Here is a 25,443-nt window from a genome sequence, read left to right as displayed (position 1 = left end):
GGCTAGATGCCGAATATTTTTAAAATCGCGTCAGTAAACCCCTCGAACCAGCTGCCCACCTTGCCCGGCTGCTTGCCGTGGCGCGGGGTTTCTTCGTACAGGTAGACGCCGTTGTCGCCATCGAAGCGGTCGTTGAGCAGCGCCTGCTGGCCGCGCAGGTAGGGGATGAAGGTTTCGCTGCGCAGGGTCGAATACAGCACGTCGGTGCTAAAACCCAGGGTGGCGGACTGGCTGATGGAGCGCCCCTGGCCAGCCCGTTCCAGGCGCACGCCGCGGCAGCCGCGCACGATCAGGGTGACGGGGCCGCGAAAGACGATGAAGCGCAGTTGCAAGGTAAGCCAGGCATGCAGGCTGCCCAGGCGCCAGTGGCTGCTGATTGCCAAAGGCTGGTCGGCATCGCAGATCAGGCCGACGAGGCCCCGCGGCTGGAACACGAGGGCGCTGCCGGCTGGCAGGTGGACGATGGCCACTTCCAGCAGCGGGTCGTCGCTGGCCGATATCGTCACGGATGCCGGCTCGCTGCTTTTCAACCGCGTCAGCGCCACCATGCCGGCGGCCAGGCTGGTGAACGGGAAGCGCCAGTCCAGCAGCCACTGCGTGCGTTTGCAGGTGCTGACGGGCGACGATTGCAGGTATTCGGGATGGATCAGCATCCGCTGGCCAGGCTGCAGCAGCAAACCCTGCGAGACGGCGGAAATGCGCGATTCGCCCTGCGGCGGCAGGGGCAGGCTGGCGGCGTTGAGCTGCAATGTGCGCGCGATCGACAGCGGCGGCAAACGGGCAGCGACGGGTGCCAGCACGAAGTAAAAGAAGGCCTTGATGGCCACGGGCAGCAACATGGCCGACAAGACCAGCAGGGCGGCCGTGGGGCCGTAGCGGGCGAACAGCTCGCGCAGTGCACGCCACCAGTTGTCGTGCAGCTGTCCTTCCATCGACGCCATGGCGTGGACAAGATCGTGCAGGCGCGCCTCGATGCGTGCCTGGTCGACCTGGAAGGGCGCCATGTCGTCGGCGCTGGCAGCGGCGAGGCGCTGGCGCTGCGCTATGTAGCGTTGATAGGCCAGCGCGTTGGCCTCGCGCAGGCGCGCTTCCTCTGCCTGCAGCGCGGCCATTGCCGCGTGCGGCGCCGTACCGGGGAGGCGTGCTTGCAGCGGGTGTGCTTGCGTCAGTTCCTGTTGCCGGGCCAGGTTACCGGAAAGTGCCTGGTAGGCTTGCCGGTGTTCGTCGTGCAGGCGCGGCAGCGCCTGGCGGGCGCTTTCATTGCCGAGGGCGATACGTAGCGACTGCAGGTAGGCCCGTTCCTGCAGCAGCAGTTCGATGCGGATGTGTTGCTCGGCCTGCCTGGCGACGGCGTTGCCGAGATCCTTGCCAGTAGGCAATGCCAAGGTGAAGGACCAGGGTGTTGCCGCTTGCCGCAGCGCATGCAGCGCCACGTCGATATGCGCGATGCGCGCAGCGATGGCCTGGTCGGAAGCCCGGCGCAGCGCTTCGACCCGCGCCTGCGTTTCCCCGCTCAGCGTCGTCTGGTGGGTGCCGGCCTGGCTTGCCGCATCGCGCAGCATGCCGAGCCTGGCTTGCCCATCCTGAAATTGCCGTGCCTGCTCCAGCAGCGCATGGCCGACCGCAAGGATGGCAATGAACAGCAGGAATTGCAGGACATGGCGGCTGATGAAGCGCAGCAGGGAAGCGAGAAGGAGGCGCAATGGTCGGCTAAATAAAACTGGCGGTGGCGGCCGCAATGGCCCTCGATGCGTATCGGCCAGCAGGGCCGGCCGATACGCGCCGCCTGATTTTACCGCACCGCCGCCATGGCAGTGCAGTTCGATCAGCCGCGGTGGATCATCGCTTCGTTGACGGCCTGGACGACCTGGTTCAGATACTCGCGGTTCTTGGTCATGAGGGCGCGTGTTTCACCGGCGGACGTGGCCAGCAGCACGTGGTAGACGGGCTTGACCAGGAACAGGATGGCGAGACCGGCTCCCAGCACCAGCAGGCCCAACATGAAACTGGTGCCGGCCATGATGCCCAGGCCAAGCAACGCAAGGATGATGCCCAGTGCGCGCGGCGGTTTTTTCTCAAACGGTTTGACCGATGTCACATTGCTCATGGCATAGGTCTGGCCGCCGCTGACAAAACGGGCATTGGTGACCTTGACATCGCCTTGCTCAAAAAAAGTGCGCTCTTCCATGGGATTCCTGTATGGTAAAAATGATTAATATTGTTGCATTTCAACAATCTTTTCACTATACACAGTTGTTCATTGTCAATACTCACACATTGTCACATTTCGTCCGTATGGAACATCGGCGCAGAATATTTTTACGCGCCATCGCTATCGGCACAGCATTTCTTGTACTTCTTGCCGCTGCCGCAGTGGCACGGGTCGTTGCGGCCCGTCTTCGGCAGTTCGCGCAAGACCGTGGCGCCGGGCTGGCTGTGTGCCTGGCTTTTCAGGTGGCGCTGGCGCGCCCAGGCCGCGTTGATGGCGATCACGCAAGGAATCACGCCATCCATGGCCGTTTCAGCGGCATCGTCATCGAGTTCGCTGGCCGTGGCCAGGTGCTGGAACGGTGCCAGGTACTCCGGGTGGCTGACGGCCAGGGCGGCCCATTGGGGCTTGTCCAGGCTCGTGCCAAGTACAAAACCGGCGCACCAGGCGGGCACGCTCCATTCCGGGCCGCACACATAGATGGGCTCGAAGCTGTCCGGGTCCTTTGCCAGCCATTCGACCATGTAGGCGTGGTGGCGCTGCGCCAGGCTGGCCGCCCGTTCGCTGGCCTCATCTTGTGTTGGCGAGGCGCTGCCGGTCGCCTTGTCCCACACCCACGGCAGCCACTGTTCCGGCGCGATCTGTTTCGGGCTCAGGGCGACGGCCGTGAGAAAACCTTCCAGCATCGACACGTCCATGGCACGGCCGGCCAGGGCAGGCGTGGCCAGCAGGGTGTCGAGTTCGGCGTATTCGTCGTCGGAGAGGGGCGTGGTGGTGGAGATGCTGGACATAATATTCTTTGGTGATGTGAGTGGAGTGGCCGGTGGCCCTGGCCGTATTGTACCGCCCGGCAAGGGGAAAACCGGCGCTGGAATGAAAAACGGCGGCCCGCAGGCCGCCGTTGTCAGCTAAGGCAGAACGCTTACTTCACGCCATGCATCAGTTTGTTGATCAGCGGTGCGATCAGGAACAGGATCACGCCGGCGCCCAGCAGGGACCAGAAGCCGAAGGTGTAGCCGGACAGTGCCGACTGCACCGACATGCCGCTGGTGCCGCTGACGTGGCTGGCGAAGATGCCCGACAGGTTGTTGCCGATACCGGTCGACAGGAACCAGCCGCCCATGCCCAGGCCGACCAGGCGCACTGGCGCCAGCTTGGTGACCATCGACAGGCCGATAGGCGACAGGCACAGCTCGCCGATCGATTGCAGCACGTAGACGGTGGTCAGGGTCCAGAACGGGATCTTGTTGTCGGCGCCAACCAGGCTCGACAGAGCGAAGATCAGCAAACCGAAGGCCAGCGCATTGCCCAGCAAGCCCAGGCCGAATTTGCGCGGGATCGACGGATTGACGTTGTGGCGCGCCAGGAAGACCCAGATGGCGGCGATGATCGGCGCGAAGACGATGATGGCGACCGAATTGACGGTCTGGAAGTAGGCGGTCGGGAAGATCCAGAAGCCCAGGTCGCGGTTGACGATCTTGTCGGCCAGGAAGGTAAACGAGCTGCCTGCCTGCTCGAAGAACATCCAGAACAGGATGTTGAAGACAAAGATCAGCAGCATGGCGATGACGCGGTCACGCGCCACTTTACCGTTGCGTATGCCTTCGAACATCAGCATCACGGCCAGGCCGACGAACAGCACGGTCAGGACGATTTGCAGTTTTTCAGCGCCGACGGTCAAGAGGAAGTACATCAGCGGGATCACGCACAGGGAGCCGACGGCCACCCAGACGACGCGCATCGGGTTGCCGGAACCGGCTTCCGGAGCGCCGATGCCTTTGAGGGCGCGGCGGCCGATGGCGAACCATACCAGGCTGATCAGCATGCCGAAACCGGACGCCATGAAGACCATCTTGTACGACGGCATGGCGCTGGTGCCGAAGATCGACTCGGCCAGCCACTGGGTGAAGACAGGGGCAACCATGGCGCCCATGTTGATGCCCATGTAGAAGATCGTGAAGCCACTGTCGCGGCGCGGATCGGCGGTCGTGTACAGCTTGCCGACCATGGTCGAGATGTTCGGCTTGAACATGCCGTTACCGACGATCATCGTGGCCAGGCCCAGGTTGAAGATGTCCTGGTTCGGTACCGAGATGCAGAACAGGCCGGCAGCCATGAAGACGGCGCCCAGCAGGATCGAGCGCTGGTAACCGATGACCCGGTCGGCGATGTAGCCGCCGAACAGGGCGCCGGCGTACACCAGCGCGAGGAAGGAACCGTAGGTCAGGTTGGCCGCTGCCTGTCCCGAACCGTCGCCAGCGTGGAACTGGGCCACGATGTACAGTACCAGCGCCCAGCGAACTCCGTAGAACGCGAAGCGTTCCCAGAATTCAGTCATGAACAACATCCACAATGGGCTTGGATGGCCCATAATCTGCTTGAACTCGGGAATAACGGCTTCCTTGTTGGGCGTAGTCGCACCGCTCATGCGGTTCCTCCTGAAAAATTATTATAGTCAATCGATACAACGAACTTATGGAAGCCTGCGGGCGGCGGGGACTCTCATGAAGAACCTCACGCACGGGAATTCCAATAGGCTGGCATTCTAATCTACAAATTGCGCTGAGCGAAGATTTCGATTCGCATTAGCAAGAATGACTGTTTCATATTGTTCAAACCGGTTTGCAGGCAAGGGCGGCGCCGGCGATTTTGCGGCGGCACAGCACAACTTGCCTGACTTGTCGTATATTAAGGCTGCATGACCTTCGAGCATCGATTTTTAAAGGGATTTTTCGCATTATGGAACACGACGTTATCGATACTCTGGTTTCACCGGAAGGCCGCCTGGACGTGCTCTCCAAGACTGAAGTCAACAAACTGCTCGACACCAGCCAGGGCGGCCTGTACAACACTTTCCGCCGCTGCGCGCTGGCGGTCCTGAATTGCGGCAGCACCATCGACGATGGCCGCGCCCTGCTTGAGCGCTACCAGTCGTTTGAAATTTCCATCATCCAGCGCGAGCGCGGCATCAAGCTCGACATCAAGGGCGCGCCGGCCATCGCCTTTGTCGACGGCAAGATGATCAAGGGCATCCACGAGCACCTGTTCGCCGTGCTGCGCGACATCATCTTCGTCAGCGATGAAGTGACGGGCAACCCGAAATTCGACTTGCAGAGCACGGAAGGCGTGACGGACGCCGTCTTCCACATCCTGCGCAACGCCAACGTGCTGCAAACCCAGCTCAACCCGAACCTGGTCGTGTGCTGGGGCGGCCACTCGATCAACCGCGCCGAATACAATTATTCGAAGGAAGTGGGCTACCAGCTGGGCTTGCGCGGCCTCGACATCTGCACCGGCTGCGGCCCCGGCGCCATGAAGGGCCCCATGAAGGGCGCCACCATCGGCCACGCCAAGCAGCGTTTGCACAATGGCCGCTACCTGGGCATCACCGAGCCGGGCATCATCGCGGCCGAGTCGCCGAACCCCATCGTCAATGACCTCGTCATCATGCCGGACATCGAAAAGCGCCTGGAAGCGTTCGTGCGCGCCGGCCACGGCATCGTCGTCTTCCCCGGCGGCGCGGGCACGGCCGAAGAGATTCTGTATATCCTCGGCATCCTGCTGCACCCGGACAACGCGGAAATTCCCTTCCCGCTGATCTTCACGGGGCCGGAAACGTCGCGCGAGTACTTCGTGCAGATCAACCAGTTCATCCACGATACGCTGGGCCCGGAAGCGCAGCAGCGCTACAAGATCATCATCGACGATCCGGAACTGGTGGCGCGCGAAATGCTCGAAGGCATACGCCAGGTGCGCGAATTCCGCAAGGCGCATAGCGACGCGTATTACTTCAATTGGCTCTTGAAGATCGACCATGAGTTTCAGAAGCCCTTCCACCCCACGCATGAAAACATGCGCAACCTGAGCCTGCACAAGAACCAGCCCACGCATTTGCTGGCGGCCCAGCTGCGCCGCGCGTTTTCCGGCGTGGTGGCGGGTAACGTCAAGGATGACGGCATCCGTTCGATCGAAGAGCATGGCAACTTCGAGATCCACGGCGACAAGTCCATCGCCGGCCCGATGGATGCGCTGCTCGCTTCCTTCGTGGCGCAGCACCGCATGAAACTGGCGGGTACGGCATACGTGCCTTGCTACACCGTCGTCCAGTAATTTTTTAGTCAGCGCCGCCCGCCCTCAGCATTTGCCGGGGTCGGGCGGCGTTTTTTCATTCATGCCCCCATCGTGTTCCTTCGCCGCCACAGGCAATCAAATCGCTTGCGTCATCGATGCGTGGGTGCTATCTTTGGAACCGGTTCCAAAATAAAAATATGCAGATCAACAGGCAGTGGAGATAGACCTTGGATTCAGTACGCGGCAGCAAAAAAACCCTCTCCGGCGAGCCGGCAAGGCCCGTGACCATCGCCCAGGTGGCGCGCGAGGCGGGCGTGTCGAAGACGAGCGTGTCGCGCTTTCTCGGCGGCGAACTCGACGCCCTGTCCGAAAATATCCGCCAGCAGATCACCAGCACCATCGCGCGCCTCGGCTACCAGCCGAACCAGATGGCGCGCGGCCTCAAGCGGGGACGCACGCGCCTGATCGGCATGGTCGTGGCGGACATGCTCAATCCCTACACGGTGGCCGTGCTGCAAGGCGTGGAGGCGGCTTGCCAGCAGCATGGCTATACCTTGATTCTGTGTAATACCGGCAATGACGAACAGCGCGAACGCCAGTCGCTGGCCGCGCTGCGCTCGTACAGCGTGGAAGGGCTGATCGTCAACACGCAGGGGCGCAATATCGAGTCGTCCGACTTGCAGCAGGCGGGCATGCCCATCGTGCTGGTCGACCGCCGCATCGAGGGCGCCGATTTCGACCTGGTGGGGCTGGACAATGTGCAGGCGGGCCGCCTGGCTACCGCGCATCTGATCGAACAGGGTTTCGACGCCATCGCCTTCGTCGCGCCGCCATTGACGGGCGTCAGCTCGCGCCTGATGCGCGCCGACGGTTTCCAGTCCGTGATGGCCGAGCATCCGGGCTGCGTGGGCGAAGTGCTGGCGGTGGACCTGGACGACCGCCCCTCCATCGACGCGCAGGTGCGGCAATGCCTGGCGCAGTGGCGCGGCCGCCGCGTGGCGCTGCTGGCCTCGAACGGCATGGTGGCGCTGGAACTGGCGCTGATGCTGCAACGCCTGGCGTTACGCATGCCGCAGGACGTGGGCTTGCTGGGTTTTGACGAATTGCCGTGGTCGCCGCTGGCAGGCCTGAGCACGATCGAGCAGCAGACCTATGAAATCGGCTTTTCGGCGATGACGTGCATGCTGTCGCGCCTGCAGGGCGAGCAATGCCCGCCGCGCGAAGTGCTGTTGCCAGGCAAGCTGATCGTGCGCAACTCCACCCGGGGCGGAGACTGACGGGGAAGAGGGCCTTGCCCTTTTTTTTGGAAAGGTTATGGAACCGGTTTCATAGATTGTATTCACACTGGAAAGGGGCGTGGGTAGTCAAGCGTAGTAAAGGTGGAAAACGGCAAGAGACGAAATAAATCGTCCATTTGACAATATTCCCGGAAGTGCCTCGACGAGGCCGGTACCGGGATCACAGGAGACTGAGCATGAAGATGACGACACTGTTTTACGCGAAATTCGTGGCCTGCGCGCTGGCAGCAACATGCGCCCTGGGCGCGGCGGCCGACGCCGGCGCCCAGACGCTTGGCGACCTGATCAAGAAAGGCAAGCTGACCATCGGCGTCGTCAGCGGCACGCCGCCGTTTGGCAGCATCGACGCCAAGGGCGCGCCCGTCGGCTATGACGTCGACGTCGCCAACCTGATCGGCAAATACCTGAACCTGCCCGTCGACATCGTGCCTCTGACGGCGCCGTCGCGCGTGCCGTCGCTGGAATCGGGCAAGGTCGACTTCCTCGTGGCCACCCTGGCGCCCACGCCGGAACGGGCCAAGACCCTGATGTTCACCATGCCTTACAGCGCGTTCGAGCTGGCCATCGTCGCGCCGGTCGGCGGCAAATTCAAGGCCCTGGCCGACCTGAAGGGCAAGAAGGTGGGCGTGACGCGCGGCACCACGAACGACACGGCGCTGAGCCGCATGGCGCCGGCCGGCACGGCCATCGTGCGTTTCGAGGATGACGCCACCGTCACCCAGGCCTTGCTCAGCAAGCAGGTCGATGCCGTCTCGATTCCCAGCACGATGGCGCTCGACATCATCAAGACGCGCGGCGCGGGCAAGATCGAGGTCCGCTTCGCCTACTCGCTGCAACCGAACTCGATGGCCGTGCGCCGCGGCGACTTCGAGCTGCACCAGTGGCTCAACAACTTCATCTACTACGTCAAGCTGAACGGCGAACTCGACGCCATCGCGCGCAAGTGGAGCGGCGCGCCGCTGCCGGCGCTGCCGACCTTCTGATGCCGCCACCCGCACAGCGATAGTGCTTGTCCGCACGGCGCGTCGCCACGGTGGCGCGGCCGGGGACGCGCACGTAGAAAGGAGTTGAGTATGCCGTATGAATTTCATTTTGAACTCGTCATGCAATCGCTGGACCGCCTGCTGTGGGGCGCGGCGCTGACGATACGCCTGAGCGCCTTATCGATGGTGCTGGGGCTGGCGGTGGGCGTCTGCGCCGCCGTCATCCTGAAGAATGGTCCCGCCTATGCCCGCGCGGCGGTGCGCGCCTATGTCGAGGTGATCCGCAGCACGCCATTCCTGGTGCAGCTGTTCATCATCTACTTCGGATTGCCGTCGCTGGGCCTGCAGCTTGACGCCAACGGCGCCGCGCTCGTCGCCATGACGGTCAACCTCGGTGCTTATGCTGCCGAGATCGTGCGGGCCGGCATCGGCGCCGTGCATCCGTCGCAGCTGGAAGCGGCGCAGGCCCTGGGCATGACGCGCTGGCAGGTGATGCGCCACGTGGTGCTGCTGCCGGCGCTGGAAAAAGTCTATCCGGCGCTGGCCAGCCAGTTCACCTTGATGATGCTGGCATCGAGCGTCGTGTCGGCCATTTCCGCCGAAGAGCTGACGGCCGCGGCCCACCTGCTCGACTCGGAAACCTTCCGCAGCTTCGAGATCTACATCGTCGTGATGGTGCTGTACATCCTGCTGGCCCTGCTGTTCCGCTTCAGCTTCTGGGTGCTGGGCCAGATCGTCTTCAAACGCCGCCGCCGTCTGGGCGCGGTGCGCATGGGAGCATGACATGATCAGTGACTTTTCCTGGGATAACCTGCAATTTCTGCTCGAGGCCACGCGCTGGACCATCGGCCTGTCGCTGATCGTCTTCGTCACGGGCGGCATCGCCGGCTTCGCGGTGGCGCTGCTGCGCACGGCGCGCAGCCCGGTACTGCGTAGCATCAGCGCCCTGTACATCCAGCTGGTCCAGGGCACGCCCGTGCTGATCGTGCTGTTTCTGACCTATTACGGCCTGGCGCTGTTCGGCTACAAGCTGTCGCCGCTCATCGCGGCCGGCGCGGCGATGACGATCTTTGCCAGCGCCTACCTGGGCGAGATCTGGCGCGGCTGCATCGAAGGCGTGCAGCGGCAGCAGTGGGAGGCGTCGGCCGCGCTGGCGCTGAACCGCTATCAGCAGCTGCGCTACGTCATCCTGCCGCAGGCGCTGCGCCATTCGCTGCCGCCGACGGTGGGTTTCATGGTGCAGATCATCAAGAACACTTCGATTACCTCGATCATCGGCGTGGTGGAACTGACGCGGGCAGGGCAACTGGTCAGCAATGCGACCTTCCTGCCTTTCATCGTCTTCCCCATCGTCGCCCTGATCTACTTCGCGATGTGCTATCCGCTGTCGCGCTACAGCCATTCACTGGAAAGGAAATTCCATGCCCATCGTTGACATCGACAATATCAGCAAGAGCTTCGGCGCCAATCACGTGCTCAAGGGCGTGTCGTTCGCCGTCGAGCGGGGCCAGGTGATCGCCGTGATCGGCCGCAGCGGCTCGGGAAAAAGCACCATGCTGCGCTGTATCAATGGCCTGGAAACCATCGACAGCGGCAGCATCGTCGTGGCCGGCCACACGCTGACGGCGCGCCAGGAACACCTGCTCGACTTGCGCAAGGACGTCGGCATGGTCTTCCAGAGCTACAACCTGTTCCCCCACCTGACCGTGGAAGAAAACGTCATGCTGGCGCCGCGCATCGTCAAGAAGGTGCCCGACGCCCAGGGGCGCGCCACGGCGCTGCGCGTGCTCAAGCAGGTGGGCCTGGACCACAAGCGCGAAGCCTATCCCGAGCAGCTGTCGGGCGGCCAGCAGCAGCGCGTGGCCATTGCCCGTTCGCTGGCGATGGAGCCGCAAGTGATGCTGTTCGACGAAGTGACGTCGGCGCTCGATCCGGAACTGACGCAGGAAGTGCTGAAGGTGATGGAAGAGCTGGCGCAGGCGGGCATGACGATGCTCCTGGTGACGCACGAGATGGAGTTCGCGCGGCGCATGGCCGACGTCACCGTCTTCATGCACCAGGGATTGGTGTGGGAGAGCGGGCCGTCGGAAGCCTTCTTCAGCAACCCGCAAACGCCCGAAGCGCGCCAGTTTGTCGGCGCGGGAGCGATCAAGTGAGCCCCGTCCTGGTGGCGGCGTCGGCCTACGGCGCAAGCAGGGTAAGGCAGCTGGGGCAAAGCCATTTCATCGACGTGGTGGCCGATGCGGGCGGCGCCGGCATCGAGATCCGCCGCGAACTGTTCACCTCCGACTTGCCGGACCTGGCGCGCATGGGCGCGGCGGTGGCCGCGCGCGGCCTGTACTGCGTGTATTCCACGCCCATCGAATTGTGGGATGCGGACGGACGGTTGCAACACGAACTGCTGCGGCAGATGCTGGACGAGGCGGCGCGCCTCGGCGCGCGCTACCTGAAGGTGTCGCTGGGCCATTACCCGGCCGCGCCGGACTTGCCGGCCTTGAAGGCCCAGCTGGAGGCAGCATCCGTGGCGCTGCTGGTGGAAAACGACCAGACGGCCCACGGCGGCAAGCTCGCGACGATGGCGCGCTTCCTGGCGGCGGCGCGCGACATCGGGCTGCCCGTGGGGCTGACCTTCGATATCGGCAACTGGCGCTGGGTGGGCGAGGATGCGCAGCAGGCGGCGCGCCTGCTGGCGCCGTACGTGCGCTACGTGCACTGCAAGGCGGTTCTTGACGACGGGGGGCGCTTGTCCGCGTGTGCCGTTTCCGACACCGATCCATCCTGGCGCGCCGTCTTCGCGCACTTTGCGCCGGGCGTGCAGCGGGCCATCGAGTTCCCGCTCGAGGGCGCCGACCTGGTGGCCGAAACGGGCCGCTACATTCAAATTCTGGAGGCCGCATGATGAAGCTTGATGTCGTCACCTACGGCGAGGCGATGGCGATGTTCGTTGCCGAGCAAACGGGAGACCTGGCGGCCGTGGCGCACTTTACGCGCCGCCTGGCCGGCGCCGAGACGAATGTCGCCATCGGCCTGGCGCGCCTGGGCTTGAAAGTCGGCTGGCTGAGCCGGGTCGGCGACGACTCGTTCGGCCGCTTCATCCGCGCCAGCGTGCAGGCCGAAGGTGTCGATTGCAGCCGGGTCGTCGCCGTCGCCAGCCAGTCCAGCGGCTTCCTGCTCAAGGAGAAGGCCGAGAACGGCGCCGATCCGCTGGTCGAATACTTCCGCAAGGGTTCCGCCGCCAGCCGGCTGGCGCCCGAGCACTTCGACCCCGCCTATTTCCTGTCCGCGCGCCATTTGCACGCCACGGGCGTGGCCGCGGCGCTGTCCGCCACCAGCCTGGCGTTCGCCGGCCAGGCGCTCGACTTCATGCGCGCCAACGGCCGCAGCGTGTCGTTCGATCCGAACCTGCGGCCCTCGCTGTGGCCGTCCCAGGCCGTCATGGTCGAGCAGATCAACCGCCTGGCCGCCAAGGCGGACTGGGTGCTGCCCGGCCTGGGGGAAGGAAAAATTCTCACTGGCCACGATCTGCCGCACGACGTCGCCGGCTTTTATTTGCAGCAGGGCGCGCGCCTGGTGGTCGTCAAGCTGGGCGCCGAGGGCGCCTATTACCGCACGGCCGATGGCGACAGCGGCATGGTGGCGGGCGAGCGCGTGGCCAAGGTGGTCGACACGGTCGGCGCCGGAGACGGCTTCGCGGTCGGCCTGGTCAGCGCCTTGCTGGAAGGCTTGCCGCTGGCGCAGGCGGTAGGACGCGGCAACCGGGTCGGCGCCTTCGCCATCCAGGTGGCCGGCGACATGGAAGGCTTGCCGACCCGCGCCCAGCTCGACGCGCTGGGCTAATCTCGAACCGAACAGGGGAAAACTCGTGAAAAAACATGTGCTTGTCTATAAAAAACTGGCCGAGCCGCTGCTGGCGCGCCTGCGCGCCGAATGCGAGGTGACGTACTTCGAGTCTATCGATGCGGGCAACCGCGCCGCGTTCGCGGCCGCCATCCGCAGCGCGCACGGTTTACTGGGCGCCAGCGTGCGCCTGGACCGCGAACTGCTGGACCCGGCCGCCAACCTGCACATCATTTCCACCATTTCGGTGGGCGTCGACCAGTTCGACGTCGATTACCTGCGCGAACGGGGCATCCTGCTGGCCAATACGCCGGACGTGCTGACGGAAACGACGGCCGACACGATCTTCGCGCTGATCCTCGCCAGCGCGCGGCGCGTCGTCGAACTGGCCGAATTCGTCAAGGCCGGACGCTGGACGCGCAGCGTGGGCGAAAGCCAGTACGGCGTCAACGTGCATGGCAAGACCATCGGCATGCTGGGCATGGGCCGCATCGGCCGCGCCGTCGCCCGCCGTGCCGCGCTGGGTTTCGGCATGCAGGTGCTGTACGTGAACGGCGAGGCGGTGCCCGAGGTGGAGGCGGCGCTGGGCGCGCGCCAGGTGGCGCTCGACGATTTGCTGGCCGGCTCCGATTTCGTCTGCGTGGTGCTGCCGCTGACGGCGCAGACGGAACGCATGATGGGCCGGCGCGAATTCGCGCTGATGCGCCCCGGCGCCATCTTCATCAACGGCTCGCGCGGGCGCATCGTCGACGAGGCGGCGCTGATCGAGGCGCTGCAGCAGGGCGCCATCCACGGTGCCGGTCTCGACGTGTTCGAGCGCGAACCGCTGGCGCCGGACAATCCGCTGCCGCACATGGCCAACGTGGTGGCGTTGCCGCACATCGGCTCGGCCACGCATGAAACGCGCTATGCCATGGCGCAGCAGGCCGTGGACAACCTGCTGGCCGGCTTGCGCGGCGAGCGTCCGCGCCACCTGGTCAGCTAGAAACAGTATCCATAAAAAGACAGACAGGGAAAGAAATGAAGAACAAGGTAGCAAGGGCAATGATCATCGGCGCGGGTGCTTGCGGCGGCCTGTGTAGCGCGCAGTCGAACGTGACCATGTATGGCATCGCGGACCTGGGCGTGGTATCCGAGAACGGTGGCCCAGGGGGCAGGGTGCTCAAGGTGACGAGCGGCATCGCCAACGGTTCGCGGCTCGGTTTCAAGGGCAGTGAAGACCTGGGCGGCGGCATGACGGCGATCTTTACGATGGATGCTGGCATCCTGGCCGACACGGGCGCTTCGGCCCAGGGCGGCTTGCTGTTCGGACGCCAGGCCTTCGTCGGCCTGGCCGGCGCGGCGGGCACCTTGCGTCTGGGGCGCCAGTACACCTTCATCGACAGCAGCCTGGGGGCGCTGGACCCGTTTTACCTGGGTTTTGCGGGCAGGATGAGCAATGTCTTCACGGCCGGTTACATCAGCCGGGTCGATAACAGCATCACCTACAGCTCGCCCGTGCGCGGGGGACTCTCCGGCGAACTGGCGTACGGCTTCGGCGAAGTGCCGGGCGACGCGTCGGCCAAACGCTACGCGGGCGCGGCGGCCACCTATGCCAGCGGGCCGCTGTATGTGCGCATGGCGCACCAGGATGCGAATACGTTGTCGGCCGCGCAGGTGGCGGGCAGGGCGCGCAACACGGTGCTGGGCGCCACCTGGGACTTTGGCGTCGTCAAGGCGCATGGCGCCATCGCCGTCAGCAAGAGCACGGCTGGCGCCGCCACCACGGTCGACAGCGCGGACCTGATGCTGGGCGCCACCGTGCCGGTGGGCCCACACAGAGTCCTGTTCTCGTACGTGCGGCGCGACGACCGGCGCGCCGCCAACGGCGACGCTTCCCAGATCGGCATCGGCTACACCTACGCGCTGTCGAAACGCAGCACCTTGTATGCGGCCTATGCGCATATCGATAACCGCAACGGCGCCGCCTATGTGGTGGGTAACGCCACCGACAACGGTACCGGCAACCAGGCCTGGAACCTCGGCCTGCGCCACACTTTTTAAGGGGAGAATCGAATGAAGAAAATCGGATGGATTTTGGTCGGCGCCAGCACCGTGGCGCGCGAATGGATGGTCGACGCAATCGGCCAGCAGGGCGACGCCGAAGTGCTGGCCGTGGTCAGCCGGGACGCCGCGCGCGGCGCCGCCTTTGCCGAACAATTCGGCATCGCCGCCAGCTACACGGACCTCGATGCGGCGCTCGCGCACCCGGGCGCGGACGCCGTGTACATCAGCACCACCAACGAGTGGCACATGGCGCAGACCTTGCAGGCGGCGCGCGCGGGCAAGCACGTGCTGTGCGAAAAGCCGCTGGCGCTGAACCTGGGCGACGCCCGCCGCATGGTCGACGGCTGCGCCGAAGCGGGCGTGGTGCTGGGGATTAACCACCACCTGCGCAACGCGGCCAGCCACGGCAAGGTGCGCGAGCTGATACGCGCCGGCGAGATCGGCCAGCCCCTGTATGGCCGCGTGCTGCACGCGAACAACCTGCCGCAGCACCTGCGCGGCTGGCGCCTGGACGCGCCGGAATCGGGTGGCGTCACGCTCGACATGTTCGTGCACGACGTCGATACCTTGCGCTTCCTGCTCGACGCGGAACCGCGCCACGTCACGGCCTGCGCCACCAGCGGCGGCATGACGGTGGCCGGGCTGGAAGAGGGTCTGATGGCCGTCATCGAGTTCGACAACGGCACGCTGGTGCAGGTGCATGACGCGTTCAACGCGCCGCATTCGCTGTCCGGCGTGGAAATCATCGGCACGAAGGGCACCATCTTCGCCACCGGCGTGATGACGCAGCGCCCCGTCGGCACCATCAGCCTGACGCGCGACGGCGGCAGCATCGACGTCCCCGTCGAGCATGAAAACCTGTACGTGCGCTCGGTGCACGCCTTCCAGCGCGCCATGCGCGGCGAAGGGCAGCCGGCCGCCACTGGCGACGACGGCATGCGCGCGCTGGCCACGGCATTGGCGGCGCAGCAGGCCAGCCGCAGCCACCAGCGCGTGACCCTGGCCGGCTGATACGGCCGCAGATGTAAAAAAGCCGCCTGATCGCAAAATCAGGCGGCTTTTTATCGGCTTGCGTCCGTGATTAGTCTTCGCGGCGGAGGTGAGGGAACAGCAGGACGTCGCGGATGTTCGGCGAATCCGTGATGATCATCATCAGGCGGTCGATGCCGATGCCGCAGCCACCGGCTGGCGGCATGCCGTATTCCAGCGCGCGGATGTAGTCGGCGTCGTAGAACATCGCCTCTTCATCGCCGGCGTCCTTGGCGGCCACTTGCGCCAGGAAGCGGGCCGACTGGTCTTCCGCATCGTTCAACTCGGAGAAGCCGTTGGCGATTTCGCGGCCCACCATGAACAATTCAAAACGTTCGGTGATGCCGGCCACCGTGTCGGAAGCGCGCGCCAGTGGCGACACTTCGACCGGGTAGTCGATGATGTAGGTCGGTTCCCACAGCTGCGCTTCAGCCGTCTCTTCGAACAGCGCCAGTTGCAGCGCGCCCAGGCCGGCCGTGGCGAACGGCTTGACGCCGAACTTCTTCAGCTCTTCCTTGATGAAGTCCGCATCGTTCAACTGCTCCGGCGTGTAGCCCGGCGCGTACTTGTTGATCGCTTCGACGATGGTCAGGCGGTGGAACGGTTTTGCCAGGTCCAGTTCGCGGCCGCCGTAGGTCAGGGTGGCGGTGCCGTGCGCGTCGATGGCGGCCTGGCGGATGACGGCTTCCGTGAAATCCATCAGCCATTTGTAGTCGGTGTAGGCCGCGTAGAATTCCATCATCGTGAATTCCGGATTGTGACGGATCGACACGCCTTCATTGCGGAAGTTGCGGTTGATCTCGAACACGCGATCGAAGCCGCCCACCACCAGGCGCTTCAGGTACAGCTCGGGCGCGATACGCAGATACATTTCCATGTCTAGCGCATTGTGGTGCGTGACGAATGGCTTGGCCGCCGCGCCACCGGGGATCGTGTGCAGCATCGGCGTTTCCACTTCCATGAATTCGTTCTTTTCCATGAAGCGGCGGATCGACGAGATGGCGGCGGTACGCGCCTTGAAGGTGCGGCGCGTCTCTTCGTTCATGATCAGGTCGACGTAGCGCTGGCGGTACTTCGTTTCCTGGTCGGCCAGGCCGTGGAATTTGTCCGGCAGCGGGCGCAGCGACTTGGTGATCAAACGCAGTTCGGTGACCTTGATGGTCAGTTCGTCCGTCTTGGTCTTGAACAAGGTGCCTTGCACGCCCAGGATATCGCCCAGGTCATAGTGGTGCAGCGCGGCCATGGCCGCTTCGCCGGTGAGATCAAGCGTGGCGTAGATCTGGATGCGGCCATCGGCTTTCGGGCCGGAAGCGTCTTGCAGGGTGGCGAAAGCGGCTTTCTTGCCGGCTTCGCGCTTGAGCATCATGCGGCCGGCCAGCACCACGGTGACAGGTTCGGCTTCCAGCTCTTCGCGCGTCTTGCTGCCGTATTGCGCGTGCAGATCGGCCGCCTTGTGCTCGGGGCGGAAATCGTTCGGGAAGGCGATGCCTTGTTCGCGCAGTGCTGCCAGCTTGACGCGGCGCTCGGCGATGATCTTGTTTTCATCGGGGGCGGCGGCTTGTTCTTGGATATCCGTAGTCATGGTGTTCTTCGTTGGTGATTATTGATGATGTGGCGCCAGCGCTGGCGCCACGCTGGCAAACAGTGCGTCGACGTCGAGTGCGGAGAAATCCGGCGCGATGGCAATGACGTTGTCGAAGGCGGCAAACGCTTCGGCAGGCAGGGTGGTGGTGAGCACCACGACGCGCATGCCGGCACGGCGCGCCGCTTCCACGCCCAGGGGCGCGTCTTCAAAGACGATGCAGTTGTGCGGCAGCGCGCCGGCCAGCAGCGCGCCTTTCAGGAAAACGTCCGGGTGCGGCTTGCCCCGTTCCACGTCGGCGGCGCCGACGATGGCATCGAAGCGGTGGCGCAGATCCAGGCCATCGAGCGTGAACGCGATGTTCTCGGCCGGCGCGGCCGTGCCCACCACCAGCCCCACGCCAGCCTGGCGCGCGCTGGCGATCAGCTGGTCGAAGCCAAGCACTGTCGCCAGGTGCGGGCCATACAGTTCGCGGTAGACGACTTCCTTTTCAGCCAGCAGGGTGACGTGGTCGGCATCCTCGCCCAGGTACTTGGCGATGATTTCGTGTCCCTGCCGTCCCGCCGTGTCGCGGAAAAAGGCGTCCGCATCCAGCGCATGGCCGTGACGTTCAAAGAACGCCAGCCACGATGTCGTGTGGAAGGCCATGTTGTCGACGATCGTGCCATCCATGTCGAACAGGAAGGCGCGCTTTGCCAATGCCGGAGCGGATGCGTTCATCCTTATACGCCTTGCTTGAGCGAGGCGGAAATGAACTCGTCGATGTCGCCATCGAGCACGCCCTTGGTATTGCCCGTCTCGAAACCGGTGCGCAAGTCCTTGATGCGGGACTGGTCCAGCACGTAGGAGCGGATCTGGTGACCCCAGCCCACGTCCGTCTTCGAGTCTTCCAGCTTTTGCTGTTCGCTCATGCGCTTGCGCAGTTCATGTTCGTACAGTTTCGCTTTCAGCATTTCCATCGCTTCGGCGCGGTTGCGGTGCTGCGAACGGTCGTTCTGGCACTGCACCACGATGCCGGTCGGCGCGTGGGTCATGCGGACGGCGGAGTCGGTTTTGTTGATGTGCTGACCACCGGCGCCCGATGCGCGGTAGGTGTCGACGCGGATATCGGCCGGGTTGACGTCGATCTCGATCGAATCGTCGACTTCCGGATACACGAACAGCGACGTAAACGAGGTGTGGCGGCCGTTGGCCGAGTCGAACGGCGACTTGCGCACCAGGCGGTGCACGCCCGTTTCCGTGCGCAGAAAGCCGTAGGCGTGATCGCCCTCGACCTTCAGGGTGGCCGTCTTGATGCCGGCGACTTCGCCGTCGGACTGTTCGAGGATTTCGACCTTGAAGCCCTTGCGTTCGCAATAGCGCAGGTACTGGCGCAGCAGCATCGAAGCCCAGTCCTGGGCTTCCGTACCGCCGGCGCCGGCCTGGATGTCGATGAAGCAGTTGTTCGGGTCCATCGGATTGTTGAACATCCTGCGGAATTCCATGCTTTCGATGACCTTGCGGATTTCCTGCACGTCCTGCTCGATCGCTTCGAGCGTATCGTCGTCGCCTTCTTCGCGGGCCATGTCGAACAGGTCGCGGGTGTCGCGCAGGTCGGCATCGGCCTTGGCCAGGGTGAAGACGATGGCTTCCAGCGCCTTCTTCTCTTTACCAAGGTCCTGGGCGCGCTTGGGATCGTTCCAGACGGTGGGGTCTTCCAGCTCTTCGTTGACTTGCTCTAGTTTCTCCGACTTGACAGTGAAGTCAAAGATACCTCCGAAGTTCGGCTTCGCGGACCGTCAGGTCGTTCAGCAGGGCGGAGATGATATTGATGCGTTCGGCTTCCATAATGTTCTGGTCTTCTATGGTGAAATCAAACCCTGAATTATACGCGAGCGCGGCGCGTTTCTGATGCCGGCGGCGCCGAATCGATGCCGCACGGGGCAATAAAATGACGATTTCGCTGTATTTGCGACAATATTTTTGCCTTGAAGATGGCTGGCGTGCTGCGTATGATGCTGGCGATATTGTCTTTCCACAGGAATACATCATGCTTCAATCTCCCCGTCTTGCCCTGTTACCGCTGCTGCTGGCCGGCTGCGGCGCCTTGCCTCCCGCCGCCACCGGACCGGTCCACCCGCTGGCCTCCGCGCCGGCCGGCAGCAGCGCCACCCTGGCCCTGCTCGAGACGACGGACTTGCACGCGAATGTGCTCAGTTATGATTACTACAAGCTGCAGGCGGAGCCGTCGATCGGCCTGGAACGTACGGCGGCCCTGATCGCCCAGGCACGCGCGCAGTATCCGAACAACCTTTTGCTCGACAATGGCGACACCATCCAGGGCACGGCGCTGGCCGACTACCAGGCATTGGTAAAACCGCTGGCCTGCGACCAGACCCTGGCCATCTACAAGGCGATGAATTTGCTGAAAGTCGATGGCGGCGGCATCGGCAACCATGAATTCAACTACGGCCTGGCGTTTCTGAGCCAGGTGACGGGCAACCGTTTTGACGTCGACAGCGTCGACGCCAGCAAGCCGCGCTGCGCCGGCCCCGCGTTCCCGCAAGTGCTGGCCAACGTCTACAGCGTGAAGAGCGGCAAGCCGCTGTTCGCGCCATACCACATCATAGCCAAGCAGATCACGGCCACCGGCCCCGATGGCAAGGCAATCACCTCCACCGTGAAGGTCGGCATCATCAGCTTTGCGCCGCCGACCATCATGGCCTGGGACAAGCGCTGGCTGGAAGGGCGCATCTACACGCAGGGCGTGCGCGAGACGGCGGAAAAATTCATCCCCGAGATGCGCGCCAAGGGCGCCGAACTGGTGGTGGCGATCTCGCACGGCGGCTTAGATGACAGCCCGTATTCGCCGAGCATGGAAAACGGTAATTACTACCTGTCGCAAGTGCCTGGTGTGGACGCCATGCTGATCGGCCACTCGCACCAGTTGTTCCCGAACGCGGCCAGCACGGTGCCGCAGTTTAATTTGCCCGGCGTCGACAAGGCCAAGGGCTTGGTCAATGGCGTGCCCACCGTGATGGCCAATTTGTGGGGCAAGCACCTGGGCGTGATCGGTTTGCGCCTGCGCCACGACGGCAAGCAGTGGGTGGTCGACAACAGCGCCACGACGGTGGAAGCGCGCGGCATCCAGAATGCGGACAAGAGTTACGTCCAGCCCGATCCTGCCATCGCCAGACTGGTGGCCGAGGAGCACGCGGCGACGATTGCCTACGTGCAGACGCCCGTGGGCGCGACGGACTTCCGCATGTCGACGTATTTCGCCGACGTGGGCGACGTGAGCGCCATCGAGGTGGTGAACCAGGCGCAGGCGGGCTACCTGGCCGCCTACGTGAAGGCAAACCTGCCGCAGTTTGCGCACTTGCCCGTGCTGTCGATGTCGTCGCCGTTCAAGAGCGGTTCGGCCGGCGTGTCCGACTACACGGATGTCAAGGCGGGCAATGTGGCGCTCAATAACGCGGCCGATCTGTATTTGTATCCGAACGCGCTGTACGGCGTGAAGATGAATGGCGCGGACCTGAAAGCCTGGCTGGAGCAGTCGGCGCAGCGCTTCAACACCATCGACCCGAACAAGGCCGAAGCGCAGGAACTGGTCAACACGGCCCACCCGAGCTACAACTTCGACGCGATCACGAGCGCCGACGTGCGCTACCAGATCGACGTCACGCAAAAGCCCGGCCAGCGCATCAAGGGCTTGACGTACAAGGGGAAACCGGTAGACGCCAGCCAGGAATTTTTGATCGCGACGAATAACTACCGCGCCAGCGGCGGCGGCAACTTCCCTGGCCTCGACGGCAGCAAGACGGTGGTGGCCTCGCCCGACAACAACCGCGAACTCCTGATCACCTACGTGACCAAGGAAAAGAACCTGACGCGCGCGAAAAACGGCTCGGCGCGCAGCTGGCGCTTTGCCAGAGTGGCCACGAAAGGGCCCGTGGTCTTCCATTCGGCGCCGAACGTGATCGACCTGGCCAAAGCGGCCGGCATCGACAACGTCACGCAGCTGAAGCTTGACGATGGCGCGGGCAAGGGCTTTGCGCTGTACCAGCTCGATCTGTCGAAATGATGCTGGCCAACTTGCTGCTGGCCGCCGCGCTGGCTTCGCCCGTGGCAGCGGCGGCGCCCGATGTCACGTCCCGGGCCAAGGTCCTGATGCGCGCGGGAGAAGCGTCCCAGCCGCAGGCGCGCGCCCTGTTCGAACAGGCTGCGGGGCAGGGCAGCGGTCCGGCCGCGTATTACCTGGGCTTGATGTTCAAGAATGGCATGGGCGGCCCGCAGGATGGCGCCGCCGCGCTGCGCTGGCTGGAACTGGCCGCGCAACGGGGCGTGGCGCCGGCCATGTTCATCGTGGCGAACATGCTGCTGGAGAGCGACGAAGCCAGGGCGCGTTACTGGCTTGACGCTGCCTGCGAGCGGGAGCACCCTGAGGCCTTGATGCAAAAAGCCATCGCCACGAAAGAAGGGGCAATGGGCTATGCGCGCAGCGATGCGCAGTCAACGCTGCTGATCAGGATGGCTGAGCATGCGATGGGGCACCGGGGACAGGAGCCTTGATGCCGTCGTTTTTCGATTCCTCCCTGGCCTTGAGCAATGCCTGAAGGTCTTTCGTTGCATCCACCACACCCAGCACGTCTTTTGACAGCAAGGTCGCTGCAACACTGACGACAGCGGCAGCGACGTCAATCGCATGCTTGACGTCTTTTATTTTTTCCAGCGCCGCATTGGCGATATCGATTGCCTGGTCGGCCTGCCTGGCGGCCTCTTGTGCGCCATCTGCGATCATGTCGATGCCGTGCGCCTGGAAACTGGCCACCAGTTCATTGAGGTGGTCTTCGAGCTCTTTCAGTTCCTCTTTTTGCTGAGGGCTCAGTGTCCTGCGCCCCTTGATCCTCCACGCCAGCAGCAAGGTGGAAATCTCGGACAGGTTATTGGCGATTTCGAATGCTTTCAAGGTGGCCTGTTTGTTGATCGTTGCCATAATGTCCTCCTACCAAGTTGCAGGTGCAAGGAAGGCCACCTGGAGTTTCAGTTCATCGACGCGCAGGGAGAAATCCTTCAATTGCTGTTGCAGTTGCGCGCTGTCGTCGCGCGATTTGCGAAGGCTGTCGAGGCTTTCCTGGAAGGCCTTGACGGCCCTGGCATAGCTATCAGGAATTTTCGCGCGTTCGCCCAGTTGCTTCTCGTCACGATACAGCCGGACCCTGACGTAATTCGTTGCCAGCGGCTCGGCACGTGCCGTTTCATGCAGGGCCATGTGCAAGACGCTGCTGTCGCGCCGTTCGATCGCGATCCTGTCGCGGTACGCCGCCTGCACATAGGTATTGAGCGCATTGGTGATGATGCCGATTGCCTCTTGCTGGGCGAGTAGTTCATTGATGGCTGATTTCTGTATGTTCTGCGTCAGCAAACGGCTCAGTTGTTCGCTCAGTTTCATGACGATGCTTACCTGCCCCGGGTCGAGCAGCGGCGTACCGCTGCCGGGAACAGGAATGCTGCCCAGAGCGTCGCCGAGGCCGGAAAACTGATCGTGGTAGTCGGCCACCTTGCTGTCGCTCAGATCTTGCAGGGCTTGCGCGTAGCGCGCCAGGACACTGTTCAGCAGCAGTATTTTCTGATTCGAATTGGCGATTTTGTCACAGCCGCGCCTGGCCTGCTGCTCGGCGGCTGCAGGGTCGAAGCCATCGGTGGAAATCAGGTTCCTGCGCAGCTCATTGTTCATGCAGCTATCCACGGTGGCGTTGGCGATGGGTGGGAAGGCGGCGGTCATTTGCTGGCCCGTCTGCGCAAAGCTGTCGACGGATTTGAAGCTGGCGCAACCGCTGAGCATACTGAGCAGTAGTGCAGCGAGGGAAACGGTGAACGATCTTGTCATTGGTAGCGCCATAATGCCTCCGGGCAGGTGGTGGTGCAGGAGAGGCCCATGCGGATGCCGGGGCACATCTCACCTTAGCAGTCGACGAGGGTTCGGCTTTGCGGTAGATCAAGCAGGCGAGGTGGTGCGTGCTTCAGCGGAAATTGGCACCCGCCTTTCTCCTCGGCGGTCAAGTCATTTCGGTTTTGCTGCATAATTTCCTTACAAAATACTGACAAGATTTCGGCGGAAATGTTGTTTTTTCTATGTTGCGACGCGTCATATGTAGTTGTTGCTGGTGCATGTTTACTCACCTACAATGATTTATCGATGGGGCGGTTATCCAGCGTACGACTATAAAAATAAGTGGCATTAAAAACGTTGTATCAGAGGAGATGACAATGAATTTGAAACAGAAATTGCTCGTGGCAAGTTTGGTTTTGGGTTTCTCGCAGGCGGCGGTCGCAGCCGACCCCATCAAGATCGGCGTGTCCGGACCGTTCACGGGCGGTTCCGCGCCGATGGGCGTGTCGATGCGCGACGGCGTCAAGCTGGCCGTCGCGGAAATCAATGCCAAGGGTGGCGTGCTGGGCCGCTCCCTGCTGCTGATCGAGCGCGACGACGAAGCGAAGAATGAACGCGGCGTGCAGATCGCCCAGGAGCTGATCAACAAGGAAAAGGTCGCCGCCACCGTCGGCTACATCAACACGGGCGTGGCCCTCGCGTCGCAGCGCTTCTACCAGGAAGCGAAAATTCCTGTCATGAACAATGTGGCGACGGGTTCCATCGTCACCAAGCAATTCGCCGACCAGCCGGAAAACTACGTCTTCCGCAATGCGGCCAATGACACCATCCAGTCCGGCATGATCGTGCATGAGGCGATCGAGAACCGCAAGTTCAAGAAAGTGGCGATCCTGGCCGACTCCACCAACTATGGCCAGCTGGGCCGCGAAGACCTGGAAAAGGCGCTCGACAAGAAGGGCATCAAGCCCGTCGTCGTGGAAAAATACAACATCAAGGACGTCGACATGACGGCCCAGCTGCTGAAAGCCAAGCAGGCGGGCGCGGAAGTCGTGCTGACCTACGGCATCGGCCCGGAACTGGCGCAGATCGCCAACGGCATGGAAAAACTGGGCTGGAAAGTGCCGCTGATCGGCAGCTGGACCCTGGCCATGGGTAACTTCATCGACAACGCGGGCAAGAACGGCAATGGCACGCGCATGCCGCAAACATTCATCCAGGATGCCAGCACGCCGAAGCGCAAGGCCTTCATCGACGCCTACGTGGCCGCCTACAAGCCATCGGGCGGACGCATGCCATCGGCCGTCTCGGCCGCGCAAGGCTACGATTCCATCTACCTGCTGGCCGCGGCCATCACGCAGGCGGGCGGCACGGATGGCCCGAAAGTGCGCGCCGCGCTGGAAAACCTGAACGAGAAGGTGGAAGGCGCCGTCACCACGTATAACAAGCCATTCAGCAAAACCAACCATGAGGCGATCACGGCCGACCTGACGGTCTTCGGTGAGGTCAAGGACGGCAAAGTCGTCCTCGCGAAATAAGCCTGGCAGACAGTCGCCGCGCAGTGGCCAGCCTTGAGGAATCAGGACTGGCCATTTTTTCATCGTTCGTCTTCCGGGGAATACCATGGAAATCTTCCTGCAGCTCGTCTTCAGCGGCGTCGCGCTGGGCATGATCTATGCCGTCATCGCTTTCGGCTACCAGCTGACCTTTGCCACTTCCGGCACCCTCAATTTCGGCCAGGGCGAATCCCTGATGCTGGGCGCGCTCGTGGGCCTTTCCCTGGTGGGCACCATTCACGGCGGTCCGTACATGAGCTATCTGCTGATGATCCCCATCGTCATCGTCTTCGGCGCCCTGCAGGGCGTGTTCGTCGAATGGATAGGCGTGCGGCCCGCCATCAAGATCAAGTCCGAATTCGGCTGGATCATGTCGACCATCGCGCTGGCCATCATTTTTAAAAATGTGGCGGAAAATATCTGGGGCAAGGACGACCTGATGTTCCCGTCGCCGCTGTCTGCCGCGCCGTTTCAGGTGTTTGGCGCCAATGTGCAGCAGATGCAGGTGGCCGTCATCGTCGGTGCGCTGGCCATCATGCTGGCCGTCGAAGTGTTCAACCGCAAATCGATCTACGGCAAGGCCGTCGTGGCGACAGCCAACGACCGCGACGCGGCCGGTCTGATGGGCATCAATACGGGCATGGTCATCACGTTTTCCTACGCGCTGTCGTCGGCCACGGCCGCCTTTGCGGGTGTGTTGGTGGCGCCGCTGACACTGACGGGGGCCACTATGGGTGCCTCGCTGGGCTTGAAAGCCTTTGCGGTGGCCATCATCGGCGGCCTGACGTCGGGCGTGGGCGCCATCGTCGGCGGGCTGATACTCGGCATCGCGGAAACGACCACCGGCTATTACATCTCCACCGGCTACAAGGAAGTGCCAGGTCTGCTGCTGTTGCTGCTGGTGCTGGCCATCAAGCCGTCCGGCCTGTTCGGCAAAGCCGCGATCAAGAAAGTCTGAGGACG

The 25,443-nt window shown here is 63.2% G+C and carries 25 protein-coding genes; 15 read left to right on the top strand and 10 right to left on the bottom strand.

The features are described from left to right. Positions 1-2: 2 nt before the first annotated feature. From FG13_RS06950 to FG13_RS06935, 4 genes are all read right to left on the bottom strand, one after another. On the bottom strand, positions 3-1,703 hold the full coding sequence (locus tag FG13_RS06950; RefSeq protein ID WP_035819621.1) for a hypothetical protein: 1,701 nt from the start codon (positions 1,701-1,703) through the stop codon (positions 3-5). A 122-nt stretch (positions 1,704-1,825) separates the two neighbouring features. Then, on the bottom strand, positions 1,826-2,188 hold the full coding sequence (locus FG13_RS06945) for a DUF6232 family protein (RefSeq protein WP_035819620.1): 363 nt from the start codon (positions 2,186-2,188) through the stop codon (positions 1,826-1,828). A gap of 131 nt (positions 2,189-2,319) precedes the next feature. Next, on the bottom strand, positions 2,320-3,000 hold the full coding sequence (locus FG13_RS06940; RefSeq protein ID WP_035819619.1) for a UPF0149 family protein: 681 nt from the start codon (positions 2,998-3,000) through the stop codon (positions 2,320-2,322). Positions 3,001-3,131: 131 nt separating this feature from the next. Beyond that, the gene (locus tag FG13_RS06935) at positions 3,132-4,580 is read right to left on the bottom strand and encodes a peptide MFS transporter (protein ID WP_442905218.1); all 1,449 of its coding nucleotides are present in this window, start codon (positions 4,578-4,580) and stop codon (positions 3,132-3,134) included. A 368-nt stretch (positions 4,581-4,948) separates the two neighbouring features. On the opposite strand from FG13_RS06935, the gene ppnN reads away from it, so the two are divergent. The 11 genes from ppnN (at position 4,949) to FG13_RS06880 (ending at position 15,455) form a co-directional block, all read left to right on the top strand. Beyond that, a complete protein-coding gene (gene ppnN / locus FG13_RS06930) occupies positions 4,949-6,319 on the top strand; it encodes a nucleotide 5'-monophosphate nucleosidase PpnN (protein ID WP_035819612.1) in 1,371 nt (456 codons plus the stop codon). Positions 6,320-6,507: 188 nt separating this feature from the next. Next, the gene (locus FG13_RS06925) at positions 6,508-7,557 is read left to right on the top strand and encodes a LacI family DNA-binding transcriptional regulator (protein ID WP_051958680.1); all 1,050 of its coding nucleotides are present in this window, start codon (positions 6,508-6,510) and stop codon (positions 7,555-7,557) included. A gap of 197 nt (positions 7,558-7,754) precedes the next feature. Further along, complete coding sequence (locus FG13_RS06920) at positions 7,755-8,561, top strand: transporter substrate-binding domain-containing protein (protein ID WP_035819610.1); 807 nt, start codon at positions 7,755-7,757, stop codon at positions 8,559-8,561. A gap of 90 nt (positions 8,562-8,651) precedes the next feature. Continuing rightward, positions 8,652-9,344: an amino acid ABC transporter permease gene (locus tag FG13_RS06915; protein WP_035819608.1), complete on the top strand. Its 693-nt coding sequence runs from the start codon at positions 8,652-8,654 to the stop codon at positions 9,342-9,344. A gap of 1 nt (position 9,345) precedes the next feature. Further along, on the top strand, positions 9,346-9,996 hold the full coding sequence (locus FG13_RS06910) for an amino acid ABC transporter permease (RefSeq protein ID WP_035819606.1): 651 nt from the start codon (positions 9,346-9,348) through the stop codon (positions 9,994-9,996). Continuing rightward, positions 9,983-10,717 (top strand): amino acid ABC transporter ATP-binding protein, encoded by a 735-nt coding sequence (locus FG13_RS06905; RefSeq protein ID WP_035819604.1) that lies wholly within the window; start codon positions 9,983-9,985, stop codon positions 10,715-10,717. Before FG13_RS06910 ends, FG13_RS06905 begins: the two co-directional genes overlap by 14 nt. Beyond that, positions 10,714-11,460, top strand: coding sequence for a sugar phosphate isomerase/epimerase family protein (locus FG13_RS06900; protein ID WP_035819602.1), 747 nt, complete (start codon positions 10,714-10,716; stop codon positions 11,458-11,460). Before FG13_RS06905 ends, FG13_RS06900 begins: the two co-directional genes overlap by 4 nt. After that, positions 11,457-12,398 (top strand): sugar kinase, encoded by a 942-nt coding sequence (locus FG13_RS06895; RefSeq protein ID WP_035819600.1) that lies wholly within the window; start codon positions 11,457-11,459, stop codon positions 12,396-12,398. Before FG13_RS06900 ends, FG13_RS06895 begins: the two co-directional genes overlap by 4 nt. A gap of 25 nt (positions 12,399-12,423) precedes the next feature. Continuing rightward, positions 12,424-13,383, top strand: coding sequence for a 2-hydroxyacid dehydrogenase (locus tag FG13_RS06890; RefSeq protein ID WP_035819598.1), 960 nt, complete (start codon positions 12,424-12,426; stop codon positions 13,381-13,383). 35 nt (positions 13,384-13,418) lie between these two features. Beyond that, a complete protein-coding gene (locus FG13_RS06885) occupies positions 13,419-14,441 on the top strand; it encodes a porin (protein WP_035819596.1) in 1,023 nt (340 codons plus the stop codon). Between the two features lie 12 nt (positions 14,442-14,453). Then, positions 14,454-15,455, top strand: coding sequence for a Gfo/Idh/MocA family protein (locus tag FG13_RS06880; RefSeq protein WP_035819594.1), 1,002 nt, complete (start codon positions 14,454-14,456; stop codon positions 15,453-15,455). Between the two features lie 70 nt (positions 15,456-15,525). Here the strand turns inward: FG13_RS06880 and lysS are convergent, their stop codons facing one another. The 4 genes from lysS to FG13_RS30625 all read right to left on the bottom strand — a co-directional run bounded on the left by lysS (position 15,526) and on the right by FG13_RS30625 (position 19,086). Continuing rightward, a complete protein-coding gene (gene lysS / locus FG13_RS06875) occupies positions 15,526-17,055 on the bottom strand; it encodes a lysine--tRNA ligase (protein WP_035819592.1) in 1,530 nt (509 codons plus the stop codon). A gap of 18 nt (positions 17,056-17,073) precedes the next feature. After that, positions 17,074-17,775: an HAD family hydrolase gene (locus FG13_RS06870; RefSeq protein ID WP_035819590.1), complete on the bottom strand. Its 702-nt coding sequence runs from the start codon at positions 17,773-17,775 to the stop codon at positions 17,074-17,076. Positions 17,776-17,777: 2 nt separating this feature from the next. Then, positions 17,778-18,882 (bottom strand): peptide chain release factor 2 gene (prfB, locus tag FG13_RS06865; RefSeq protein WP_138829122.1). Its coding sequence is split into 2 segments (ribosomal slippage): positions 17,778-18,800 and positions 18,802-18,882, totalling 1,104 coding nucleotides; the frame shifts between segments, so codons are not numbered across the junction. Then, positions 18,799-19,086: a hypothetical protein gene (locus tag FG13_RS30625; protein ID WP_200880419.1), complete on the bottom strand. Its 288-nt coding sequence runs from the start codon at positions 19,084-19,086 to the stop codon at positions 18,799-18,801. Before FG13_RS30625 ends, prfB begins: the two co-directional genes overlap by 84 nt. Between FG13_RS30625 and FG13_RS06850 the strand changes: the two genes are divergently transcribed. Both FG13_RS06850 and FG13_RS06845 read left to right on the top strand, forming a co-directional pair. Then, positions 19,085-21,118 (top strand): bifunctional 2',3'-cyclic-nucleotide 2'-phosphodiesterase/3'-nucleotidase, encoded by a 2,034-nt coding sequence (locus tag FG13_RS06850; protein ID WP_035827527.1) that lies wholly within the window; start codon positions 19,085-19,087, stop codon positions 21,116-21,118. The two genes, FG13_RS30625 and FG13_RS06850, sit on opposite strands and share 2 nt — an antisense overlap. After that, the gene (locus FG13_RS06845; protein ID WP_051958675.1) at positions 21,115-21,606 is read left to right on the top strand and encodes a tetratricopeptide repeat protein; all 492 of its coding nucleotides are present in this window, start codon (positions 21,115-21,117) and stop codon (positions 21,604-21,606) included. The genes FG13_RS06850 and FG13_RS06845 overlap by 4 nt, the downstream gene beginning before the upstream one ends. Here FG13_RS06845 and FG13_RS06840 read toward each other — a convergent pair. Then, entirely contained in the window at positions 21,560-22,030 is a 471-nt protein-coding gene (locus FG13_RS06840) for a hypothetical protein (protein ID WP_035819586.1), read from the bottom strand. The genes FG13_RS06845 and FG13_RS06840 overlap by 47 nt on opposite strands. A 9-nt stretch (positions 22,031-22,039) precedes the next feature. After that, positions 22,040-22,924 (bottom strand): hypothetical protein, encoded by an 885-nt coding sequence (locus tag FG13_RS06835; protein ID WP_152598704.1) that lies wholly within the window; start codon positions 22,922-22,924, stop codon positions 22,040-22,042. A 380-nt stretch (positions 22,925-23,304) separates the two neighbouring features. Here FG13_RS06835 and FG13_RS06830 point away from each other — a divergent pair, with 380 nt between their 5' ends. Both FG13_RS06830 and FG13_RS06825 read left to right on the top strand, forming a co-directional pair. Beyond that, positions 23,305-24,462: an ABC transporter substrate-binding protein gene (locus FG13_RS06830; RefSeq protein WP_035819582.1), complete on the top strand. Its 1,158-nt coding sequence runs from the start codon at positions 23,305-23,307 to the stop codon at positions 24,460-24,462. Between the two features lie 85 nt (positions 24,463-24,547). After that, a complete protein-coding gene (locus FG13_RS06825; protein WP_035819581.1) occupies positions 24,548-25,438 on the top strand; it encodes a branched-chain amino acid ABC transporter permease in 891 nt (296 codons plus the stop codon). The last annotated feature ends 5 nt before the right edge of the window (positions 25,439-25,443 follow it).

It is taken from the genome of Janthinobacterium sp. RA13 (assembly GCF_000745325.1).
GTDB lineage: Bacteria > Pseudomonadota > Gammaproteobacteria > Burkholderiales > Burkholderiaceae_D > Janthinobacterium > Janthinobacterium rivuli.
This window is presented reverse-complemented; position numbering and strand designations above follow the sequence as displayed.

Coding starts and splice junctions, on each gene's coding strand:
- FG13_RS06870 (WP_035819590.1), bottom strand. CDS start 17,775: ATGAACGCATCCGCTCCGGCATTGGCAAAGCGCGCCTTCCTGTTCGAC.
- FG13_RS06825 (WP_035819581.1), top strand. CDS start 24,548: ATGGAAATCTTCCTGCAGCTCGTCTTCAGCGGCGTCGCGCTGGGCATG.
- FG13_RS06850 (WP_035827527.1), top strand. CDS start 19,085: ATGCTTCAATCTCCCCGTCTTGCCCTGTTACCGCTGCTGCTGGCCGGC.
- FG13_RS30625 (WP_200880419.1), bottom strand. CDS start 19,086: ATGATGTATTCCTGTGGAAAGACAATATCGCCAGCATCATACGCAGCA.
- FG13_RS06840 (WP_035819586.1), bottom strand. CDS start 22,030: ATGGCAACGATCAACAAACAGGCCACCTTGAAAGCATTCGAAATCGCC.
- FG13_RS06920 (WP_035819610.1), top strand. CDS start 7,755: ATGAAGATGACGACACTGTTTTACGCGAAATTCGTGGCCTGCGCGCTG.
- FG13_RS06845 (WP_051958675.1), top strand. CDS start 21,115: ATGATGCTGGCCAACTTGCTGCTGGCCGCCGCGCTGGCTTCGCCCGTG.
- FG13_RS06945 (WP_035819620.1), bottom strand. CDS start 2,188: ATGGAAGAGCGCACTTTTTTTGAGCAAGGCGATGTCAAGGTCACCAAT.
- FG13_RS06910 (WP_035819606.1), top strand. CDS start 9,346: ATGATCAGTGACTTTTCCTGGGATAACCTGCAATTTCTGCTCGAGGCC.
- ppnN (WP_035819612.1), top strand. CDS start 4,949: ATGGAACACGACGTTATCGATACTCTGGTTTCACCGGAAGGCCGCCTG.
- FG13_RS06830 (WP_035819582.1), top strand. CDS start 23,305: ATGAATTTGAAACAGAAATTGCTCGTGGCAAGTTTGGTTTTGGGTTTC.
- FG13_RS06835 (WP_152598704.1), bottom strand. CDS start 22,924: ATGACAAGATCGTTCACCGTTTCCCTCGCTGCACTACTGCTCAGTATG.
- FG13_RS06895 (WP_035819600.1), top strand. CDS start 11,457: ATGATGAAGCTTGATGTCGTCACCTACGGCGAGGCGATGGCGATGTTC.
- FG13_RS06935 (WP_442905218.1), bottom strand. CDS start 4,580: ATGGGCCATCCAAGCCCATTGTGGATGTTGTTCATGACTGAATTCTGG.
- FG13_RS06940 (WP_035819619.1), bottom strand. CDS start 3,000: ATGTCCAGCATCTCCACCACCACGCCCCTCTCCGACGACGAATACGCC.
- lysS (WP_035819592.1), bottom strand. CDS start 17,055: ATGACTACGGATATCCAAGAACAAGCCGCCGCCCCCGATGAAAACAAG.
- FG13_RS06885 (WP_035819596.1), top strand. CDS start 13,419: ATGAAGAACAAGGTAGCAAGGGCAATGATCATCGGCGCGGGTGCTTGC.
- FG13_RS06880 (WP_035819594.1), top strand. CDS start 14,454: ATGAAGAAAATCGGATGGATTTTGGTCGGCGCCAGCACCGTGGCGCGC.
- FG13_RS06915 (WP_035819608.1), top strand. CDS start 8,652: ATGCCGTATGAATTTCATTTTGAACTCGTCATGCAATCGCTGGACCGC.
- FG13_RS06905 (WP_035819604.1), top strand. CDS start 9,983: ATGCCCATCGTTGACATCGACAATATCAGCAAGAGCTTCGGCGCCAAT.